The organism is Yersinia sp. 2541 StPb PI, assembly GCF_052217145.1.
In the GTDB taxonomy this organism is placed as follows: domain Bacteria; phylum Pseudomonadota; class Gammaproteobacteria; order Enterobacterales; family Enterobacteriaceae; genus Yersinia; species Yersinia enterocolitica_E.
Window position 1 is genome coordinate 4,308,064 of sequence record NZ_JAZGQB010000001.1, and the last position, 19,369, is coordinate 4,327,432.

Consider the following 19,369-nt stretch of genomic DNA (forward strand, 5'->3'; position numbering starts at 1 on the left):
GATGGCCTAATGTATAAATATAATTTTATCACTTCATTAAAAACACATTATTTACTCTATAACAAAAAAAACAACTCAAGATAAAATCTCAACCGCCGATAATAATAAAGATGAAATATAAAACAATTTACTCAACTGTTTTATAGACACCGAAATTAGTTATTAACTGCCTTTCCAAGGTATCTTTCCCGTGTCCGACATTTGAGGTTTAATAACATGAGATTCATACAAAATATTAAAATAAGAACGGCACTTATACTCATTCTCATCGTGTTTTCACTGTTGTGGGCCGGGGCATCAGGCTTTGCTTTATACTCTCTTAAGCAATTAAACCAAGAGCTAGGTGTAACCCATACTCAGCAGCAAAATGGCGATATTATTAATAGTGCCAATGCACAATACTACCGCGCGACAACAGCGATGGAACGTGCTATGGGAGCAATGGCGAAAAATGACACTGGAGTTTTCGATCTTGAGATGAAGGCAACTCTTACCGAATTAGACGGCCTTAAAAATGGGCTCAGTCAATTTAAAACTATTGATCATGGGAAAATTGACTCAACCACAATAGATGATATTTATAACAGTTCTTTTAATCTCTATAACAGTGCAGTTTTGCCGATGTTTGAATCAGCAAGAGAGAAAAATATAAACAATTTTGAAGTAATAAAAACAGGTAAATATCTTCCGTTAAGACGGAACTTCAGTGCAGCGATAGACAAATACAACGCAAAAATTATATCCCTAAATGAAGAAGCAAATCAGCGGATTTCCCAATGGCTAGTGTGGTGTCAATATATCCTAGTCAGTGCGTTATTAATCAGTGTGCTGATCATGGTAACAACCGACCGCTATCTGGTTAACTTTCTCGTTAAGCCTTTGAACAGAGTAAAAGCTCATCTTGAATCTCTGGCACAAGGCATACTTGACCACAACATCGTAGATCAGGGTAGAAACTGTATTGGCCAGTTAATTCCTTATATTAACAAGATGCAGGATAACTGGGCCAAAACGGTGTTTGAAATCCGCAACAGTGCGGATTCGATTTACAGGGGTTCTAGTGAGATATCAGTCGGAAATACCGATTTGTCTTCCCGAACTGAAGAACAAGCCTCGGCGCTGGAAGAGACCGCCTCCAGCATGGAACAACTCGGTTCAACCGTTCAGCAGAATGCAGATAATGCCGGTCAGGCAAGTACACTGGCGAACCAGGCCACTCGGGAAGCACAACAGGGCGGCGTAATTGTCAGTGGCGTCATTGCCACCATGACGAAAATTACCAGCAGCTCACATAAAATCGTCGATATCATTGGCGTCATCAACAGTATTGCGTTTCAAACCAATATTCTTGCGTTAAATGCCGCGGTCGAAGCAGCACGAGCAGGGGAACAAGGCCGGGGATTTGCCGTTGTCGCCAGTGAAGTGAGAAATTTGGCGCAACGCAGCGCACAGGCAGCAAAAGAGATTGATGTGCTGATCAATGAGTCAGTTAAAAATATTAAATCCGGGTCTGAACAGGTGACGCGAGCAGGTGATGCGATGGACAAAATCGTGAGCTCAGTCAGCAACGTAAATGACATTATGAGCGAAATAGCCGCAGCCTCGACCGAACAGAGTAAAGGGATCAGCCAAATTGGTTCTGCGGTGGTTCAAATGGACAGCGTCACGCAGCAAAATGCCGCCTTAGTGCAGCAATCTGCTGCTGCTGCTGCCTCGCTGGAAGAGCAGGCTCGTCAACTAACAGAAATTGTCTCGGTATTTAAAATCAAAGGAAAGGCACCTGGCGTTTCAACAGGCCCTCTGCTCAGGCCAAAGACACGAGTTAAGAGTGTCGCATTAGTCGCAGAACAGGGCGGCTGGACTAAGTTTTAATGTTACCGCCCTTCGCTGCCTGTCAGCGAAGGGCGCAGCGTACCCTCAATGATTCCCCCTCATACTCCCAGAGAGAAATATTGCCCACTGCCAATACCTCAGCGGTATATCCTCCTGTTTTTATGCGCTCTCTTTCTCAGCGACTTCTGGAGAAAATTTATAAATCAATAAGGATTCCACCGGATATAGGACCGCTTTCGCTGCGGGCATACCAAGCAGATATCCCTGGCCAATATCACACCCAATATCCTGTAGACGCACAAGTTGACTGGTGTGTTCGATACCTTCGGCGGTGACTTTCACCCCCAGAGAACTGGCCAATGAGATAATGGCACGTACGATTTTTTCTTTTTTTTCATTGTGTTGGAAAGTATCGATGAAGCTCTTATCAATCTTTAACTTATCAAATGAGAAGTTGCAAAGCTGAGAAAGACTGGAGTAACCGGTACCAAAATCGTCTAACGCAATTTTTATTCCCTCATCCCTCAGTTTTTTAAGCGTAAATCGGGCTACATTGGCATTCTGAAAAAGTGCACTTTCCGTGATTTCTACCTCCAGACGATCTGCGGGCAGCCCCAACTCATTCATGACACTCATGATGCGCGTGCTCAGTTGCTTATTACACAGCAGTATCGGGGAAATATTAAATGACAGTACCAGATGAGCAGGCCAGCTTAATGTTTCGAGACAGGCCCGCCGAAACAACTGCTCCGTCAGCTCAGAGATTTTACCCATCTCTTCTGCCAGAGGGATGAATAGAGTAGGGGAAATGAATTTGCCTGGGGAAATCTCCCAGCGCGCAAGGGCTTCAAAACCGACTGTTTTTTCGGTTCTCAGGTCCACTAACGGCTGGTAATAGACAGAGAATGCATTACTCGCCAACGCTTTCTTAAAATCACTCTTAAGTTGGGCTCGGGATAAAAGTGTATTCTGCATCAAGGGAGTAAAGACTCGGACTTCCTCACGACCGGCCTTCTTAGCAATGTACAAAGCACAGGCCGATTGCTGAATAGCTTGTCGAAGATCGCCAGAATCTTCAGGATAGCGGGAGATACCAACATTGGCGGCTATATTAAAGGTAAAGCCGCCAATTTGAATAAGGCTGCAAATAGTCTTCACTATGCGTTCGCCCAGCAATGATAGGTCCGCTTTATCTTTATTTGACTTTAATACCAAAAACTCATCACCACGTAATTTATAGACATTATCTGGGAACATATAAGAGAGGCGCTGTCCAACCAGCTTAAATATTTCATTTCGGTGGTCGTAGTCGAGCAGATCGTTGACATCTTTAAACTTATTAATCTCTATACTTAGAACCACATAATTTAGTGCATCTTTATTCTTAGCAGAACGTGAAATATAAGAGTCGAGAAATTTTTGGTTAGGTAGATCCGTTAAGATATCATGGCTAGACATCCAGTTGATGCTCTTTTCTGCCTCAATACGTTTCGCTATCTCCTTTGACATTCTGTTTATTCGCAATGAGCTATAGATAAACCCCAGCAATCCGGTGACATTTAGTGCAATAAAAACCGCATCTAGATTATATTTCTTATATTTTGACAAATAGGGAAACAGCACCTCACTTAAATTAAATATGAACACAAAAAAATATGCGATTAAAAATATAAACCCACCAAATAAAAATTCAATCTTTATATTATCATGAGATGTTGGCAACATAAGTATCCCTTAAGATAATAATATTATCTTCATAATGTCATATGATGAACCACCCTATCTCGCCTAACACAACGACAATATCAAGCCATCATCCAGTTGATAATGAGTTATCGGCAAAATAAATATAAAGTTTAGATATAATCATTTTTTAGTCGATCAAAAAATTATTTTGACACTTTTGACAAAAAATCCATTTTGTTTATCGGGCAGAAAAAAGGTACTTCGATCAAGTGATAGTATACTCTCTGACAGAAATAAAGATGGATTATCAGCAGCTTAATTTTACATCCTAAAATCAGGAGGATTATGAAATTGCCTTTTCAACAGGTTATTATATTTGTCACACTATACTGCACGTATTTTCACTGAGAACCAGAGAGTGATAAGCTTTAAAGATAATCCATTCTCGGATTTCAATATTAGCGTAAGACACGTACGAATGAAGTAATGGTTTTATCGTCAGCTTGATTCTAACTCTCTGATTTTAATTCTCGAATTTGCTGAGAGATGACGTTAAAACGCGCAATTCACCAAATCAAACTGCATCATCAGGTGATTCCGGGGGCCGAAGCGATGTCATTATTGACCGAGCACACCTTTCCCCGTCATTCCCATGACGAGTTTGGCATCGGTATCTTTGTTCAGGGATCACAACATTCATGGAGTAACATCGGCAGAGTTGAGTCTTCAGCCGGAGATATCATCATGGTCAACCCCGCTGAAATTCATGATGATCTACCCGTTCAAGGCGCCCGTAGCTGGCATATGATTTATATCAACCCGGCAGTCATTGCATACGAACTGCGGGAATGGCCTCAGGCAGAAAGTGACAGTGACTAGGGCGAATCGGCTATGCTCAACATCACTACAACGTAAAGCCGGATTAAAGTGCGAAATACGCAGAGATAAGCTATTGGCCCCTCTTGTTAGGGAGGGGCTAACAATTATAACGTATTGGTGAAGGTTCGGGAGACCACATCCTGCTGCTGCTCGGGCGTCAGGGCGTTAAAACGTACGGCATAACCAGAAACACGGATGGTGAGATTTGGATAGTTTTCTGGATGTTCGATGGCATCCAGCAGCATATCGCGATTCATGACATTGACATTAAGATGCTGCCCACCCTCCATCGACTCATCATGGTGGAAATAACCATCCAGCAGGCCGACCAGATTATTATTACGCACCGCCGAGTCCTTGCCCAAGGCCGCAGGGACAATCGAAAACGTGTAAGAAATCCCATCTTTGGCATATTTGAACGGCAGCTTGCTGACAGAGGAGAGTGATGCCACGGCCCCTTTGCGATCACGGCCATGCATAGGGTTGGCACCTGGTGCAAATGGCATACCGTCGCGTCGGCCGTCGGGGGTATTACCCGTTTTCTGTCCATACACCACATTAGAGGTAATAGTCAGAATTGACTGCGTCGGCACTGCATGGCGATAGGTTGGCAGCTTGCTGATTTTCTTCATAAAACGCTCAACTAAATCACAAGCAATAGTGTCGACACGCTCGTCGTTGTTACCGTACTGAGGATATTCGCCCTCAATGGCAAAATCGACAGCCAGCCCATCGCCATCACGCATTGGTTTAACCTTGGCGTATTTAATGGCTGAAAGCGAATCCGCCGCTACCGAAAGCCCGGCGATACCGCAGGCCATGGTGCGATAAACATCGCGATCATGTAGTGCCATCAGTGACGCTTCGTAGCTGTATTTGTCATGCATATAATGGATGAGATTCAGGGCGCTGATATATTGCACCGCTAACCAATCCATAAACACGTTGAGGCTAGCCATCACCCGTTCATAGTCCAGCACGTCATCGGTCATCGGGGCACATTTCGGGCCGACCTGAATTTTGAGTTTTTCATCCATGCCACCATTGATGCAATACAGCAGCGTTTTAGCCAGATTGGCGCGCGCACCAAAGAATTGCATTTGCTTACCGATCACCATCGGGCTAACACAGCAGGCAATCGCATAATCGTCGCTATTAAAATCTGGCCGCATCAGATCGTCATTTTCATATTGCAACGAAGATGTCTGAATCGAGACATTGGCCGCATAACGCTTAAATGCCTGTGGCAACGCCTCCGACCATAAAATGGTTAAATTAGGCTCCGGCGCTGGCCCCATGGTTTCCAACGTGTTGAGATAACGGAAGGTATTCTTGGTCACTAAGGTTCGGCCATCCAAGCCCATTCCGCCCAGCACTTCCGTGGCCCAAATCGGATCACCGGAGAACAGTGAATCAAACTCAGGTGTCCGCAGGAAACGCACCATGCGAATCTTCATGATGAAGTGATCAATAAGCTCCTGCGCCTGCTGCTCGCTCAACACCCCGTTGGCTAAATCGCGCTCGATATAAATATCGAGGAATGTCGCGGTGCGGCCCAGTGACATCGCACCACCATTTTGCGATTTCACCGCGGCCAGATAACCAAAATAGAGCCACTGAATAGCTTCTTGAGCATTTTTGGCCGGTCCTGAAATATCGCAACCGTAGCGTGCGGCCATGGTTTGAATCTGCAACAGCGCGTGGCGATGCTCAGCCAGCTCTTCGCGCAAACGAATCACACTTTCCAACTCAATACCTTGCTCAAGTTGTGGCTGTAAATCGGCAAACTGTAGCTCACGTTCCCGCACCAGATAGGCAATGCCATACAGTGCGATACGCCGATAGTCGCCAATAATTCGCCCTCGTCCATAGCCATCCGGCAGGCCGGTCAAAATGCCGGATTTACGACATTTCAGCATCTCAGGCGAATAAACATCGAACACGCCTTGATTATGGGTTTTACGTAAATCAGTGAAGATATATTTGAAGTTGGCATCCATCTCACGGCCATAGGCGTCAAATGCGCTTTGCACCATGTTGATACCGCCAAAAGGATGTAACGCACGCTTCAGGGGTTTATCGGTCTGTAGCCCGACGATTTTTTCCAGCTGTTGTTCAATGTAACCCGCTTTATGGGCAGTGATGGTGGTGGCAATATCATCATCAAAGTCTACCGGCGCATGAGTCGCATTCTCCAAACGAATCCCCTCCATAACCTGCTCCCACAATTTTTGGGTCGCAGGGGTGGCGCCGGAGAGAAACGACTCATCACCTTCATAAGGTTGATAGTTCTGCTGGATAAAATCTCTGACATTAATTTCGCTATGCCAATTGTTCCCGCTAAATCCGAGCCATGCATCGGCATATTTTTTATTATTTACATCAACATCAATCTTCATGAACAAACTCCAATAAACAGAATATAGCTGGTGATTTCATGGGGTTGAGGGTCAAAAAACAGCCTCGGAAACCGCTGCGTCCTGTTGCGCATAGCCAAGGCGGACCGCATCAAGCGCAATCATTTTTTCTTCATTGGTGGGGATAACTGCGGCAACGACCCGTGAGCGGGCGGTAGTGATGACATGAGAGGTTCCATGCTGTAGCCGGTTGTTTTTACCGTGATCGATGTCGACACCAAAAACGGCCAGATGCTCCAGCGTTAACTGACGGATAAGCGATGAGTTTTCGCCAATTCCCCCGGTCAGAATCAGGCCGTCGAACCGGCGCAGCGAACTGATATGCCCGCCAATATGGCGTGCAAGGCGATGCACAAAGGTATGTATCGCCAGACGCGCCGCTTCATGCCCCTCGTGATAGGCTTTCTCCAGCGTCCGCATATCAGCAGACAGACCAGAGATCCCCAATAAACCGGACTCCTTATTAAGCATATGCTCCAAATCTTCCAGACTTTTCCCGGTTTGGCGCGCCAGATATGCCAGTGCGCCAAAGTCCACATCACCACTGCGTGTTCCCATGACCAAACCGTCCAATGGGGTCATGCCCATCGATGTATCAACGCTTTTGCCGTCCTGAACCGCGCAGACAGATGCACCATTCCCCAAATGAGCGATAATCAGGCCGCAATCGCTCCCATCAAATCCGAAGAAACTCGCGGCAAGCCCTGCCACATAGCGATACGACGTGCCATGAAAACCATAACGTCGTACCCCCTGTTCGCGGAAATAGCGGTAAGGTAGCGCATAAAGATAAGCCTCCGGTTTTAATGTTTGATGAAAACCGGTATCAAATACGGCGACTTGTTTAATGCCGGGAAATAGCTGGCGTGCCGCCTCAACGCCGTGCAAATTGGCGTAGTTATGTAGCGGAGCCAATGGCGAAACCTTTTTGATTTCCTCCACCACCCAATCATCAATCAGCACTGATTCACTGAATATTTCACCACCATGGGCAATACGGTGGCCAATCAGCGAAATTGATTTATTAAGGCCACGCTTTTCCAGCTCATCGGCAATCGCTGCTAATGCATCAACATAATTCCATTGAGCCAATTGAAATTGAGTGACTCTATCAATCCGCAAAAAAGGTTTTTCAGTGCCAATACCGTCGGCAATCCCGGAGATTACCGCGTCACAATTGTCGGCGGTCAGTACTGAAAATTTAATGGATGATGAACCACAGTTAATAACCAAAACTGTAGGATTTAATGTCATGTGATTACTCCGCCCGTGTTTTTTGGGCAAAATACGGGCTTTTAAGCGCCGTCTTATATTAATTTGTAGACGATATTGAAGATGGTCAGCAGACCGACGAGGGTAACAAAATAGTTTTCTGGCCGGCCTCTGAAACGGGCCAGAGAAGGCAGTTTATGAACGGCGTACATAGGCAGCAGACACAGTAGTGAGGCGATAATTGGTGCCCCCATGGCTTCAATCAAATCAAGGATATTCGGGTTGAGATAAGCCACCACCCAGGTTGATCCCATGATGAAAAACATACTGACCAGATTAAGCTTGCCGCCGGATATTTTAGTTTTATCGCCTTGGTAGCCGAACTTAATAATCAGACCATTGAGACCTTCCAACGTACCGAGATAATGTCCGAAGAAAGATTTAAAAATAGCGACCAGCGCAATCAGTGAAGCGGCATATTCCAGCGTAATGGAGAAGGTCGATTTGCTACCGGACATGGCAGAAAAATGGTTTGCCAGATAAGACAGCACTGGAATATTTTGTGCCTTAGCTTCTGCCATATTTTGCGGCGACAGCGTAAACAGGCAGCTAAAGGCAAAGAACATCACCACAGCTACCATCAACATGCTGGCCTTACTAATAATCTGAGAGCATTTTTTCTCAGTAAAATCCCGGCCAAACTCCGGTTCATATTCTTCGCGCTTTGAGACCACGAAAGAAGAGACAATCGGCGAGAAATTGAAAGAGAACACCATGATGGAAATACCCAACCACACCGTCACCAGTATGCCATCGTGTCCTAGCAGAGAAATCTGGCTCAAATCCACCTGCTCAATAACCGAGGCATTCCAGTAAGGGATCAGTGAGAGTGAGATTAATACCAGACAAGTAATAAACGGAAATACCAGAAAACTCATCACCTTAACCATCAGGTCTTTACCGAAGTAAATCACCCCAGCCATCAGCAATAGCAACGCCAGCGCCACCACACCACGGTTTAGCGGAGCCAGTTGGAGTTGATGTTCCCAGAAGGTCATAAAAGTATTGGTGATGGTTACGCCGTAAATCCACAGCAATGGACAAATGGCGAAAAAATAGAGGAAGGTAATGACCACACCACCGGTTTTACCGAAGTGTTCTTCCACTGTTTCCGTAATATTGCCTGAACAGTTACTGCCGGATAAACATAAACGAGCCAACGCCCGATGACAGAGAAAGGCAATCGGATAAGCCAACACCAACATAATTAAAATAGGAATTAAACCGCCGAAACCCGCGCGAATTGGAAAGAATAAAACGCCTGCCCCTATTGCTGTGCCAAATAATCCTAATGTCCAGGTTGTATCTGATTTGCGCCACGTTTTTGTTTCGATTGCGGTAGTGGTTGTAATAGCATTATCGATATCCATTAATAAATTCCTTATTAATATATTTTACGAAATACTGCCTAATCCCGTTATTTGTGATACGCGCGATAAATCAATATTGCCGCCTGATATAATGCTGACGGTCTTTTTGCCGGTGATATAATCTTTTAGTTTGCCGCTTAATAATGCTGCGGATGCTAATGCACCTGCACCTTCGGTAATAATCTTGTTACGCTGAATAAGGTCAATCATACTTTTTCTTATTTCATCTTCACTGACCAGTACAATGTCGGTAACCAATGTTTTGACGATTTCAAAAGGTAACGTACCTGGGCGAGTCACATCACAACCATCGGCAAGCGTACCGGTTTTACGATGATTAGTAATACTACCGCTATAATAAGATGCCGCCATGCCGTGAACATTCTCTGACTGGACGCCAATAATATTAATGGTTGGATTAATAGATTTAATTGCCAGCGCGATACCGGCAATTAATCCACCGCCACCAATAGGGACAATCACATTATCGACATCATAGAGATCTTCGAGTATTTCCAGCCCGATAGTGCCCTGACCAGCAATCACTTTCTCATCATCGAAAGGGTGAATAAAAATACGGTGTTCCATTTCAATAATTTCACTGGCTTTTGCTATGGTATCGTTGAAATTCTCACCATGTAGCACCACCTGCGCAGAATATTCACTGGTCGCCGCAATTTTTGATTTAGGGGCGCAATTTGGCATCACCACCTTGCTGTTAATCCCCAACATGGCACAGGATAAAGAAACCCCTTGCGCATGATTACCCGCAGAACAAGCCACAACCCCTTGCCTTCTCTCCTCTTCGCTGAGTGAGCTGAGCTTATTGAATGCGCCGCGAATTTTGAATGACCCGGTACGTTGCATGTTCTCAAACTTCAGATAAATCTCGCCATGACAGCGCTCACTCAGATAATTCGACCTCGCTAATCCTGTTTTGTAGATATGACCTCTCAATCGTTTTTGTGCATCAATTACATCATTGAGAGTTATCGGTAAGTTACTGTAAATTTTCATCTTTCATAGCCTTGCAGATTAAAATTCCTAAGAATTATGTATTTCGTTCGGCAGGATGCTACGACACAAAAAACTGCATTAATGTGATGATTACAGCAAAAAGAAGTGAACTTGATCTTTCAACCAGTTGTTTATTTCAATAAATGTAACGCGGTCGACATTCTGGAATTTGGATTAGTTTTTATAATCTAAAATGGGCTTGCTGAGTTCGATTAGCCGTGCCACAAAAACAAGCCGCATCCTTGCGGCTTGAGCATTACGTCAAATCAAGTAAGGTGTTTAATTGCGCTATCTGTTGTCGCCACTGGCATTGCAGCTCTGGCTTCTGATGCTTGAACTTACGTGCCAGATCCTGTTTCAGCTTACTTTCTAATTCCAACAACTCAGCCAACAACTGTTCTTCTTCACTTTCCACTAACATTATCGACTCAGGTTCGAATGTGGAGGCGGGCACAGAAACTGATGCGGGTTTATCGGCCAAAATGGCATAGACCGGTTCTAGATGGTGCCACTCTTCCAACCACTGCTTATCGATTAACCAAAAACGATTGCAGCTTTGTTCAATCAATGTACGGTCATGGGAAACCAGCAACACCGCACCACTGAAGGTTTTCAGCGTATTTGCCAGCTCTTCTTTACCTTCCATATCAAGATGGTTAGTCGGTTCATCAAGCAGTAGCAATGAATAGTTAGCCAGTGTCAGGCCGATAAATAACAAGCGTGAACGCTCGCCACCACTCAAGGTGCTAACCTGCTGCTGATGCCGAAGATAGGGGAATCCGGCACCGATCAACGCCATTTTTCGCTGATCTTCGGTCAAGGGTGCAAAGGGGGCTAAAGCCTCGGATAGAGTGTCTTCGTCACGCAGTTGTTGCAGACTTTGGTCGTAATAGCCCACACGTACCCTAGGATGGAACGTCACTCCCACGTCGGCGGTCTCTGGTTGGCTAAAAGCCCGCCATAGGCAGTGCAACAGAGAAGATTTACCGCAACCATTGCGGCCAACCAGTGCGACGCGATCACCGCTTTTGACCCGAAATTGTGCCAATTCAAATAGCACCGGTGCCTGAGCCGCTGGTCGAACCCGTAAATCTGAGAGTGCCAGCACTCGGTCTGCCGCCAGAGCTTCGCCATTTAGGCGCAATTGCCACTGATTACCGGCGGTAACCTGAGTTTGATCATCCTTGAGGCGATCGACCTGCTTCTCCATTTGTTTAGCCTTACGCGCCAGCTTTTCGTTGTCATACACGCTGCCCCAGATGGCCAGTCGCTTGGCGCTTTTTGCTACCCGATCAATTTCCTTTTGTTCGGCTAAACGGCGATGACTGTCCGAGATATCTTTCTCCGCCAATGCCTGCCGTGCCTGAGTGCAAGGCAGGCGGATAAATTGCAGATTTTTGTCACGCAAAATCCAGGTACAGTTGGTCACACGATCCAGCAAACTGCGATCATGTGAAACCAGTACAAAACTGCCCCCCCAATTCAGGAGAAACTGCTCCAGCCACAGCAGGGTAGGTAAATCCAGATGGTTACTGGGTTCATCCAATAGCAACAAATCTGGCTGGCGGATCAGTGCTCGTGCCAGCAACAGACGCGTATGCTGACCACCACTTAACGTACCGGCAGTCAGTGTCCAAGTGGGTTCATCAAACCCCAAGCTGACGAGCAAAACCTCTGCTTGCCAACGTTCTGGTTGATGCAGGCTATTGGGGAGGTGATTGAGCACCGCATCCAGTAAGGTGCAATCATCTAAAGCGGCGGGGAGATGTTGTTCAACCCGAGCCATCAGGCACTGGTTGGCGGTAGTGATAGTACCGGCCGTGGCGGGAAGATCACCGCTGAGGATTTTCAGCAGAGTGCTTTTTCCACAACCGTTATGGCCTATCAAACCAATGCGGTCACCTTTTTTCAGGCCGAAGGAAATCTCAGCCAGCAGTGGGCCGAAAGTGTTGTCGTAACCGACAGATTTTGCAGAAAGTAATGTGGTCATTGCTTACTCAAGTTTTACAGGCATAGAGATGCCTATCGTCAATAAAGCCGACGATAACCGGTAAGCCGGAGGGAAGTTGTCAGAGTGTTAGTTAGCTTCGCTCAAGCAGGTTATCGCAGCACGATACCGGTAACGCTTGAGCAATCACGATCACTAAAGACGAGTGAATAAAGAAACAATTCACGGGTCAACATAGTAATCCTCCTTAATATAATTCTGGTTAATGTATGACCTCATTATATTTAGTTTCTTCACTTTCTGCCAGTGCCGTCAGAAGGCCATAGACCGTCGTGGCTGCGGGTGTTTTTTGGTTAAGTACAGCTACGCGATTATCTCGTCCATCCAACCAAGCCAACGACTGACCCGCGTGCGATTGCCTGATTCAACCATTAACGGCCTTGAGCCACGGATGGTACTGGCATCAAACTTACGCACTTGTCGAGCCAGATTTAGTTCGCCAGCTAAAAAATCAATTAACAATAAATATGTCTTGATGTAACATTCGATCATACATGATAATGCTTATTATATTGATACTCGTTATCATTTCCGTGCTAAATATATGGACACACAGTTGAATAAAACACCGAGGTTGAACGACGAACCTGCTGTCGAGTATCCGACAGCAAGTAAGCCCTTGTCTGTCACCAGCGAACAACTGCTGGGAGAGCACGGTGTCGCCTTTATCGTCCATCAAGGCGAACACTATCAACTGCGCCAGACCAAGGCCGGCAAACTAATACTGACCAAATAACATACACAGAACCCACGTCATGGGTATTACAGCAAAACAGCAGCCGTACAGAGCCGAGTAACGGGCCGCTAATACTGCTGTAGCATCAAAAGACGAAGGGGATAGCAAGCCACCCAGATTCTCGAATCAAGGCAGCCAGCAACCTATATATCTGTTTTATTCGCATAGAAAATATGGAGAATTGCCGACATGCCTCGTTTCATTTCTGACCGTTTCCGCTGGTCCCCACTCAGTTTGGCAATCGCTTGCACGCTGCCTTTGGCCGTTCAAGCGGCTGATACCACTACCACGCCGACAAGCAGTAAAAAGCACACTACCGATACCATGGTGGTTACGGCAACAGGTAATGAGCGCAGTAGTTTTGAAGCACCGATGATGGTAACCGTGATTGAAGGTACCTCGCCGACCAGCGAGACCGCCACCTCTGCGGCAGATATGCTGCGCAAAATACCGGGGCTGACCGTCACCGGCAGCGGGCGGGTCAACGGCCAGGATGTGACACTACGTGGCTACGGTAAGCAAGGTGTATTGACTCTGGTTGATGGTATTCGCCAAGGTACCGATACCGGCCATCTGAACGCCACTTTCCTTGATCCGGCACTGGTGAAACGTGTTGAAGTAGTACGTGGCCCATCTGCCCTGCTGTACGGCAGTGGCGCATTAGGTGGTGTTATCTCTTTTGAAACTGTCGATGCCGCTGACTTGCTGTTAGCGGGCCAAAATACCGGTTACCGCGTTTACAGCTCTGCGGCTACCGGTGATCACAGTTTCGGCCTCGGTGCCAGTGCCTATGGCCGCACCGATGATGTTGATGGCATTCTCTCCTTCGGTACCCGTGATATCGGCAATATCCGTCAGAGTAATGGTTTTGATGCACCAAATGACGAAACCATCAGTAATGTGCTGGCAAAAGGAACCTGGCATATTGACCAGATTCAATCACTGAGTGCCAATCTGCGCTATTACAACAACAACGCAATAGAACCCAAAAATCCACAAACCAGTGCAGCTTCCAGTGGCAATGTCATAACCAATCGTTCAACGATCCAACGTGATGCCCAACTCAGTTACCACCTTAAGCCACTGGATCAGGAGTGGTTGAATGCCACCGCACGGGTTTACTACTCTGAAGTGGAAATCAATGCACGGCCACAAGGTGCAACCGAAGAGGGACGTAAACAAACCACGGAAGGCGGAAAGCTGGAAAACCGGACGCGTTTGTTTACCGACAGCTTTGCATCACACCTGCTGACTTACGGCACAGAAGCCTATAAACAAGAGCAGACGCCGGGAGGCGCGACGACCAGCTTCCCACAAGCAGATATTCGGTTTGGCTCCGGCTGGCTACAAGATGAAATCACCCTGCGCGACCTGCCAGTGTCCATTTTAGCCGGTACCCGTTATGACAACTATAGCGGCAGCAGCGAAGGCTATGCTGACGTCGATGCCGACAAATGGTCATCACGCGGCGCAGTGAGTGTTACCCCCACTGACTGGTTGATGCTGTTTGGCTCCTATGCCCAAGCTTTCCGCGCACCAACCATGGGCGAGATGTACAACGACTCAAAACACTTCTCAATTCCTATCCGCCCGGGAATGACACTCACCAACTACTGGGTGCCCAATCCGAATCTAAAACCGGAAACTAATGAAACCCAAGAGTACGGGTTTGGTTTACGTTTCAATGATTTGCTAATGGCTGAAGATGACCTGCAATTCAAGGCCAGCTACTTCGATACCAATGCGAAAGACTATATCGACACCAGCGTTAATATGACGGCGATGACCACATCATCAGTGAATATCGACCGGGTAAAAATCTGGGGTTGGGATGCCACCATGAGCTATAAAACAGCCCTGTTTAACTGGGATCTGGCCTATAACCGTACCCGGGGTAAAAATCAGAGCACCAATAAATGGCTCGAGTCCATTAACCCGGATACCGTCACCAGCGTAGTGGATATCCCGGTTGCCAGCAGTGGTTTCGCGGTGGGTTGGATTGCCACATTTGCTGACCGCTCCAAACCGTTAAGCACCGGTAAACGTCAGGCCGGTTATGGTCTCAATGATTTCTATGTCAGCTATAAAGGCCAGGAACAACTGAAAGGTGTCACAACTACCGTGGTTCTGGGCAACGCATTCGACAAAGAGTACTACGCGCCGCAAGGCGTGCCACAAGATGGCCGCAACGCGAAGCTATTTGTGAGTTACCAGTGGTAATTCATTAAAAAAAGATAGTCTGAAACTACTCATCCGGTAATCCAATTTATGGGTTACCGGATTATCATTTAACGCTGTCACCTGCATATAAAAAATCAATAGAACGAGGATGTCATTAATGAGCAAATCTATATATGAGCAGTACATACAAGCCAAAGCGGATAACCCAGGCAAATACGCGCGTGATTTAGCGACACTAATGGGTATTTCAGAAGCGGAATTGACTCATAGCCGTGTGGGTCATGATGCAAAACGCTTACAAGGCGATGCCCGCACCCTACTGGCCGCATTGGAGGCGGTGGGGGAAGCCAAAGCTATCACCCGCAACACCTATGCCGTGCATGAGCAGATGGGCCGTTACCAGAATCAACATCTGAACGGTCATGCGGGTTTAATCCTTAACCCGCGTGAATTGGATTTGCGGTTGTTCCTCAATCAGTGGGCCAGTGCATTCACACTGTCAGAAGAGACACGCCACGGTGTGCGCCATAGTATCCAGTTCTTTGACCAGCAGGGTGATGCGTTACATAAAGTCTATGCTACTGAACAGACGGATATGGTGGCTTGGCAAGCCGTGCTGGCGAAGTTTATCAGTACAGAAAATCCAGCATTGCCATTAGAAGCACTGAGCACACCTGAAGTGGCCGAGCCAACAGTTGATGATGCCACCGTGGATACCGAATGGCGTGCCATGACCGATGTACACCAATTCTTCCAGTTGCTTAAGCGCAATAATTTGACCCGCCAGCAAGCATTCCGCGCCGTCGGGGATGATCTCGCCTATCGTGTTGATAACAGTTCACTGACACAACTACTGAATATCGCCCAGCAGGATCAGAACGAAATCATGATTTTTGTGGGTAACCGCGGCTGCGTGCAAATTTTCACCGGTTTAATTGAGAAAGTGGCCCCGCATCAAGACTGGATTAACGTTTTCAATAAACGCTTTACGCTGCATCTGATTGAAACTGCTATTGCTGAAAGCTGGATCACCCGTAAACCAACCAAAGATGGGTTTGTCACCAGTTTGGAACTGTTTGCCGCCGATGGTACCCAACTTGCTCAACTTTATGGTCAACGCACCGAAGGGCAACCAGAACAAAATCAATGGCGTGAGCAGATTGCCCGCCTGATCAATAAGGATATCGCTGCATGAGACTAAGGCTGCTGTCACTCCCTTTCATTCTGTCACTGAGCGCCGGTATTCTGCCGCTAAATACATTCGCCGCAGAACGTATTGTCACCATTGGTGGTGATGTAACAGAAATCGCCTATGCACTCGGTGCTGGTGGCGAGATTGTGGCTCGTGACAGTACCAGTCTACAACCGCAGGCAGTGCAGAAGCTGCCTGACGTGGGGTACATGCGAATGCTCAATGCCGAAGGGATTTTGGCGATGAAGCCGACCATGCTGTTGGTCAGCGAACTGGCTCAACCCTCATTGGTACTCAAACAGGTTGCCGACAGCGGGGTTAACGTGGTTACCGTACCGGGACAAATCACGCCGGAAAGTGTAACGGCGAAGATTAGTGCGGTCGCCACAGCGCTTCATCAGCCAGAACAAGGCCAAAAACTGATTAAAGACTACCAACAACGTTTAGCTGCGGTGAGCAGTACGCCACTGCCGGTAAAAGTGCTGTTTGTTATGAGTCACGGTGGCCTGACACCGATGGCTGCCGGTCAGAATACTGCCGCAGATGCCATGATCCGTGCCGCCGGTGGTAGCAATGCCATGCAAGGCTTTAGCCGCTACCGCCCACTGTCACAAGAGGGGGTTATCGCTAGTGCACCGGACTTATTGCTGATTACCAGTGCCGGTGTGAAAGCACTGGGTGGCAATGAGGGGGTCTGGAAATTACCCGGTATAGCCCTGACACCCGCGGGTCAACATAAGCGCCTGTTAGTGGTGGATGACATGGCATTACTTGGCTTTGGCTTGGAAACGCCGCAAGTGCTGGCGCTGCTGCGCAAAGGCATGGAACAAGCGCAATGAATTGCCGTATCCATCCACGCCTGATGCTGAGCATCTTACTGATGGTTCTAATCTTATTAGCACTCGGCTCGGCCAATATGGGGGCTTTGACACTCTCGTTCCGTACCTTGTGGCATGCATCATTAGATGATGCTATGTGGCATATCTGGTTGAATATCCGCCTGCCGCGCGTGTTGTTGGCGGTGGTTGTCGGCTGCGCGCTGGCGGTTTCCGGTGCCATCATGCAAGGGTTATTCCGTAATCCGCTGGCTGATCCCGGCCTATTGGGTATCAGTAGTGGTGCCGCTTTGTGTGTCGGGCTAATTATTGTCATGCCATTCAGCCTGCCGCCACTATTAGCCCTTTATAGCCATATGGTCGGCGCGTTTATTGGCAGCCTGGCCATCTCAGCCATTATTTTTACCCTCAGCCGCTGGGGCCATGGCAACTTATCCCGCCTGCTACTGGCTGGTATCGCCATTAATGCGCTGTGCGGTGCGGCGGTCGGGGTGCTGACTTATATCAGTGATGACCAGCAATTACGCCAGTTCTCACTCTGGAGTATGGGGAGCTTAGGCCAGGCTCAATGGTCAACACTGATGGTGGCGGCTTCTCTGATCCTACCCGCCTGTGTTCTTGGATTATTACAGGCGCGTCAGTTGAATCTGTTGCAGCTAGGAGATGAAGAGGCACACTACCTCGGTGTTAATGTACGCCAAGCCAAGCTGCGTTTGCTATTACTGAGCGCCATCTTGATCGGTGCCGCGGTGGCTGTCAGTGGAGTTATCGGTTTTATCGGGCTGGTCGTGCCACATCTTATCCGCATGCGTATCGGTGCTGACCACCGCTGGTTGCTGCCCGGTGCCGCACTGGGTGGGGCTTGTCTATTATTGACCGCCGATACTCTGGCCCGTACCTTAGTCGCCCCGGCTGAAATGCCGGTCGGGTTGATAACCAGCCTACTGGGTGGCCCTTATTTTCTATGGTTGATTTTACGTCAGCGGGAGCAACTCAGTGGTTGATATAGCAGGGATTAATATAGCTGGAGTTAATCAGGCAGTAACACCGCCGGCGTTATTAGAGGCTAATCAGCTCGCCTATCATGTGCAGGGCCAGAGGCTAATCAAGAATGTTTCGCTACAAATTGCCAGCGGCGAAATGGTAGCCATTATCGGGCCGAATGGCGCGGGGAAATCAACCCTGCTGCGCTTGTTAACCGGCTACCTCACCCCTTCTGATGGCGAATGCCAATTGCTCGGCAAAGATCTGAAGAGCTGGCAGCCGCAGGAATTGGCCCGTACCCGTGCAGTCATGCGGCAATACAGCAGTCTGGCTTTTCCATTTAGTGTTAGCGAAGTGATTCAGATGGGCCGAGCCCCTTATGGCACGGCACAAAATAGGCAAGCTTTAGAAGAGGTGATGGCTCAAACGGACTGTTTGTCACTGGCACAGCGTGACTATCGCGCACTGTCTGGTGGTGAGCAACAACGGGTACAATTAGCCCGCGTATTAGCACAATTGTGGCAACCACAACCGACACCACGCTGGTTGTTCCTTGACGAACCGACCTCCGCATTAGATTTGTATCATCAACAGCATACCCTGCGCCTATTGCGCCAGCTCACCCACCAAGAACCCTTGGCGGTGTGCTGTGTGTTGCATGATTTGAATCTGGCCGCACTCTATGCCGATCGTATTTTGCTGCTAGCACAGGGCGAACTGGTGGCCTGTGGCACACCAGCGGAAGTGCTCAATGCCGAGACGCTGACTCGCTGGTATCAGGCAGATTTGGGGATTTCACGCCACCCTGAAACCGCACTACCACAGATCTATCTGCGCCAGTAAATGATACACATTGCGAGGCTCAAAGCGAGCGGCCAGTCAGACTGACGACAAATCACGATGATGCGATCTGAAGCCGTGAGAATAGGAAAAAGAGTAAAACGTCGCGCCTGGGATG

General features: G+C 47.6%; 15 protein-coding genes. 8 read left to right on the forward strand and 7 right to left on the reverse strand.

All coding sequences use genetic code 11. The annotated features are described in order from the left end of the window. Positions 1-216: 216 nt before the first annotated feature. Entirely contained in the window at positions 217-1,872 is a 1,656-nt protein-coding gene (locus tag V1953_RS19315; RefSeq protein WP_442848208.1) for a methyl-accepting chemotaxis protein, read from the forward strand. A 120-nt stretch (positions 1,873-1,992) separates the two neighbouring features. Here V1953_RS19315 and V1953_RS19320 read toward each other — a convergent pair whose 3' ends face one another. Further along, positions 1,993-3,558, reverse strand: a complete 1,566-nt coding sequence (locus V1953_RS19320) for a putative bifunctional diguanylate cyclase/phosphodiesterase (protein ID WP_442851214.1) — start codon at positions 3,556-3,558, stop codon at positions 1,993-1,995. Between the two features lie 507 nt (positions 3,559-4,065). Here V1953_RS19320 and V1953_RS19325 point away from each other — a divergent pair. Beyond that, positions 4,066-4,398, forward strand: a complete 333-nt coding sequence (locus tag V1953_RS19325) for an AraC family ligand binding domain-containing protein (RefSeq protein WP_102970489.1) — start codon at positions 4,066-4,068, stop codon at positions 4,396-4,398. Positions 4,399-4,502: 104 nt separating this feature from the next. Here V1953_RS19325 and pflB read toward each other — a convergent pair whose 3' ends face one another. The 6 genes from pflB to V1953_RS19355 all read right to left on the reverse strand — a co-directional run bounded on the left by pflB (position 4,503) and on the right by V1953_RS19355 (position 12,974). Continuing rightward, entirely contained in the window at positions 4,503-6,797 is a 2,295-nt protein-coding gene (gene pflB, locus V1953_RS19330; RefSeq protein WP_442851215.1) for a formate C-acetyltransferase, read from the reverse strand. Positions 6,798-6,848: 51 nt separating this feature from the next. Continuing rightward, complete coding sequence (gene tdcD, locus V1953_RS19335; protein WP_083161053.1) at positions 6,849-8,069, reverse strand: propionate kinase; 1,221 nt, start codon at positions 8,067-8,069, stop codon at positions 6,849-6,851. A gap of 53 nt (positions 8,070-8,122) precedes the next feature. Next, positions 8,123-9,457: a threonine/serine transporter TdcC gene (gene tdcC, locus V1953_RS19340; protein ID WP_372559960.1), complete on the reverse strand. Its 1,335-nt coding sequence runs from the start codon at positions 9,455-9,457 to the stop codon at positions 8,123-8,125. A gap of 24 nt (positions 9,458-9,481) precedes the next feature. Then, on the reverse strand, positions 9,482-10,474 hold the full coding sequence (tdcB, locus tag V1953_RS19345) for a bifunctional threonine ammonia-lyase/L-serine ammonia-lyase TdcB (RefSeq protein WP_083161057.1): 993 nt from the start codon (positions 10,472-10,474) through the stop codon (positions 9,482-9,484). A 256-nt stretch (positions 10,475-10,730) separates the two neighbouring features. Beyond that, on the reverse strand, positions 10,731-12,464 hold the full coding sequence (locus tag V1953_RS19350) for an ABC-F family ATP-binding cassette domain-containing protein (protein WP_083161059.1): 1,734 nt from the start codon (positions 12,462-12,464) through the stop codon (positions 10,731-10,733). Between the two features lie 321 nt (positions 12,465-12,785). After that, positions 12,786-12,974 (reverse strand): hypothetical protein, encoded by a 189-nt coding sequence (locus V1953_RS19355; RefSeq protein WP_442851216.1) that lies wholly within the window; start codon positions 12,972-12,974, stop codon positions 12,786-12,788. Positions 12,975-13,026: 52 nt separating this feature from the next. Here V1953_RS19355 and hemP point away from each other — a divergent pair, with 52 nt between their 5' ends. The 6 genes from hemP (at position 13,027) to V1953_RS19385 (ending at position 19,254) form a co-directional block, all read left to right on the forward strand. Next, the gene (gene hemP / locus V1953_RS19360) at positions 13,027-13,218 is read left to right on the forward strand and encodes a hemin uptake protein HemP (RefSeq protein ID WP_083161063.1); all 192 of its coding nucleotides are present in this window, start codon (positions 13,027-13,029) and stop codon (positions 13,216-13,218) included. 189 nt (positions 13,219-13,407) lie between these two features. Then, positions 13,408-15,438, forward strand: a complete 2,031-nt coding sequence (locus tag V1953_RS19365) for a TonB-dependent hemoglobin/transferrin/lactoferrin family receptor (RefSeq protein ID WP_083161065.1) — start codon at positions 13,408-13,410, stop codon at positions 15,436-15,438. Between the two features lie 118 nt (positions 15,439-15,556). Beyond that, the gene (locus tag V1953_RS19370; protein WP_372568555.1) at positions 15,557-16,594 is read left to right on the forward strand and encodes a hemin-degrading factor; all 1,038 of its coding nucleotides are present in this window, start codon (positions 15,557-15,559) and stop codon (positions 16,592-16,594) included. Continuing rightward, the gene (locus V1953_RS19375) at positions 16,591-17,430 is read left to right on the forward strand and encodes a heme/hemin ABC transporter substrate-binding protein (protein WP_372568554.1); all 840 of its coding nucleotides are present in this window, start codon (positions 16,591-16,593) and stop codon (positions 17,428-17,430) included. Before V1953_RS19370 ends, V1953_RS19375 begins: the two co-directional genes overlap by 4 nt. Next, positions 17,427-18,431 (forward strand): FecCD family ABC transporter permease, encoded by a 1,005-nt coding sequence (locus V1953_RS19380; protein ID WP_083161071.1) that lies wholly within the window; start codon positions 17,427-17,429, stop codon positions 18,429-18,431. The genes V1953_RS19375 and V1953_RS19380 overlap by 4 nt, the downstream gene beginning before the upstream one ends. A 16-nt stretch (positions 18,432-18,447) precedes the next feature. Beyond that, on the forward strand, positions 18,448-19,254 hold the full coding sequence (locus V1953_RS19385; RefSeq protein WP_442851344.1) for a heme ABC transporter ATP-binding protein: 807 nt from the start codon (positions 18,448-18,450) through the stop codon (positions 19,252-19,254). The last annotated feature ends 115 nt before the right edge of the window (positions 19,255-19,369 follow it).

Coding starts and splice junctions, on each gene's coding strand:
- tdcD (WP_083161053.1), bottom strand. CDS start 8,069: ATGACATTAAATCCTACAGTTTTGGTTATTAACTGTGGTTCATCATCC.
- hemP (WP_083161063.1), top strand. CDS start 13,027: ATGGACACACAGTTGAATAAAACACCGAGGTTGAACGACGAACCTGCT.
- V1953_RS19325 (WP_102970489.1), top strand. CDS start 4,066: ATGACGTTAAAACGCGCAATTCACCAAATCAAACTGCATCATCAGGTG.
- V1953_RS19380 (WP_083161071.1), top strand. CDS start 17,427: ATGAATTGCCGTATCCATCCACGCCTGATGCTGAGCATCTTACTGATG.
- V1953_RS19370 (WP_372568555.1), top strand. CDS start 15,557: ATGAGCAAATCTATATATGAGCAGTACATACAAGCCAAAGCGGATAAC.
- V1953_RS19375 (WP_372568554.1), top strand. CDS start 16,591: ATGAGACTAAGGCTGCTGTCACTCCCTTTCATTCTGTCACTGAGCGCC.
- tdcB (WP_083161057.1), bottom strand. CDS start 10,474: ATGAAAATTTACAGTAACTTACCGATAACTCTCAATGATGTAATTGAT.
- V1953_RS19320 (WP_442851214.1), bottom strand. CDS start 3,558: ATGTTGCCAACATCTCATGATAATATAAAGATTGAATTTTTATTTGGT.
- V1953_RS19350 (WP_083161059.1), bottom strand. CDS start 12,464: ATGACCACATTACTTTCTGCAAAATCTGTCGGTTACGACAACACTTTC.
- tdcC (WP_372559960.1), bottom strand. CDS start 9,457: ATGGATATCGATAATGCTATTACAACCACTACCGCAATCGAAACAAAA.
- V1953_RS19315 (WP_442848208.1), top strand. CDS start 217: ATGAGATTCATACAAAATATTAAAATAAGAACGGCACTTATACTCATT.
- V1953_RS19365 (WP_083161065.1), top strand. CDS start 13,408: ATGCCTCGTTTCATTTCTGACCGTTTCCGCTGGTCCCCACTCAGTTTG.
- pflB (WP_442851215.1), bottom strand. CDS start 6,797: ATGAAGATTGATGTTGATGTAAATAATAAAAAATATGCCGATGCATGG.
- V1953_RS19355 (WP_442851216.1), bottom strand. CDS start 12,974: ATGATCGAATGTTACATCAAGACATATTTATTGTTAATTGATTTTTTA.